Here is a 725-nt window from a genome sequence, read left to right on the forward strand (position 1 = left end):
GAACTCCTTGCTGTAAAAAAGTGGCGGAGTTCCCCTGCGGGTTTCCCCGCCAGGGTGAGTGAAAAAAGTTAAGGATTAACGCGCCATCGATACCGTTATCCGGTCCGGTTCGCGCGTCACCTGCAGGACACGCCACAGCGGCGTGTCCGGACTGCCGTCCGGTGGCAGGCAGAAGTAACCGAAGGTCACCACGCTGTCGCACTTACGGGCCTCAGCCAGGGCTTTCGCCGCATGGTAAACCAGCCGCTGCAGCCGCTCCGTCTCGCAGACCGGCGCCGGTGAATAACGCACCATCTGTTGCCAGACATCGTCGCCAATCACCACCGCAGGCAACGGGTTTTTCAACAGCGCGGCGGCGTTCATCACGCCGCCTCCCGGCCGGAGCCGGAAGCCTGCGCGCCGTTCACCACGACCGGGAGCGGGACTGCCGGCGACGGGTTACGGTTGTGACGCCGGCGGTAACGCCCGCCCAGAAAGCGCAGCAGCATCTGCTCCGCCGACCGGGTGGCCTCGCCATGGTCAATAAAGTAACGCTCTCCGTAATACGGGTCAGCGCTTTCCTCGCCGAAATACAGCAGTTCCACGCCGGGGCGAAGGCTCTCCCCCTGTTTCACCACCACGGCCCGCCCGCAGAACTGCGGGTCGTCCGCCAGCAGCCAGCGCCCGGCATACACCGTTCGGGGCCGCAGTACGGTCATCTTCGTCTGTCTTCGCCGGTACAGCGC

General features: G+C 64.7%; 2 protein-coding genes. Both read right to left on the reverse strand.

Features of this window, described 5'->3' with window-relative positions:
• Positions 1-75 precede the first annotated feature (75 nt).
• Complete coding sequence (locus BZK42_RS27990; RefSeq protein ID WP_080861648.1) at positions 76-363, reverse strand: hypothetical protein; 288 nt, start codon at positions 361-363, stop codon at positions 76-78.
• The coding region (locus BZK42_RS27995) for a hypothetical protein (protein ID WP_080861651.1) at positions 363-725 on the reverse strand (363 nt) is incomplete at its 5' end. The genes BZK42_RS27990 and BZK42_RS27995, both read right to left, overlap by 1 nt.

Origin of the sequence: Citrobacter braakii (genome assembly GCF_002075345.1) — a bacterium.
GTDB classification, from domain to species: domain Bacteria; phylum Pseudomonadota; class Gammaproteobacteria; order Enterobacterales; family Enterobacteriaceae; genus Citrobacter; species Citrobacter braakii.